The sequence below is a fragment of the Halorubrum sp. SS7 genome, from assembly GCF_005435055.1.
Classification (GTDB): Archaea; Halobacteriota; Halobacteria; order Halobacteriales; family Haloferacaceae; genus Halorubrum; species Halorubrum salinarum.
Window position 1 is genome coordinate 786 of the sequence record NZ_SGXV01000093.1, and the last position, 673, is coordinate 1,458.

Below are 673 nucleotides of genomic sequence, written 5' to 3' on the forward strand. Positions count from 1 at the left end.
AGATCCCTCACGCGACATCATCAACCTCGTCGAGTCCGACTCGCTCCGGGTCCTCGGCGCTCAGCACCTCGGTCATCGTCATGTCGTTGTCGAAGTTCCCGATCGCGAACGGATTGGGGATGATGTTGAACGGGCCAAAACCGGTGTGTTTGGCCTCAATGTGAGCGTGAAGCCAGCCGACCGAGACCGACTCCTTGCCGCACTCAGTACAGCGGTACACTACTACAGCGTCTTTCACAGTGCTTCAACCTCCTTGCCGAGTCGCTTCTGGTTGTGTCTCCACGTGTCGGATTCGTCCCACTCCAGCTGGCGAAGTTGGTCCGTAGAGAGTTGGAACGCTTCGCTGTGGTCGAGTCCCCGGACCGGGATCATCCGCTCGACGACGATGTTACGCTCGCCGCAGTGCGTACACTTCCCGGTCCATCCGACGCCGGGGCGATCGATCGCTTCGATCCAACGGACGATACCGCCACAGTTCTCGTGTATCTTCACGCAGTCAGTCCATTTTGGCATCGTCTAACACCTCCAGCCATTCGCTGGGCACGTCCTCACGTTCCACTTCTGTCTTTCCGATGGCTCGGATCTTCTCCTCGTCGATACGTTCCCACCGTGTCACGCGGTAATACGAATCCGTCAGCGGCGACCTCGCGTAGCGCTCTCCGTCGTGGATGTC

2 protein-coding genes are annotated in these 673 nt (G+C 59.0%); both read right to left on the reverse strand.

The window, feature by feature from the left end; genetic code table 11:
* Positions 1–7: 7 nt before the first annotated feature.
* Positions 8–238, reverse strand: a complete 231-nt coding sequence (locus tag EXE44_RS16785; RefSeq protein ID WP_137717966.1) for a hypothetical protein — start codon at positions 236–238, stop codon at positions 8–10.
* The gene (locus EXE44_RS16790) at positions 235–513 is read right to left on the reverse strand and encodes a hypothetical protein (protein WP_137706197.1); all 279 of its coding nucleotides are present in this window, start codon (positions 511–513) and stop codon (positions 235–237) included. Before EXE44_RS16790 ends, EXE44_RS16785 begins: the two co-directional genes overlap by 4 nt.
* Between the last annotated feature and the right edge of the window lie 160 nt (positions 514–673).

Bases quoted from the DNA above. Each gene is read 5' to 3' on its own strand.
- EXE44_RS16790 (WP_137706197.1), bottom strand. From the start codon at position 513: ATGCCAAAATGGACTGACTGCGTGAAGATACACGAGAACTGTGGCGGT.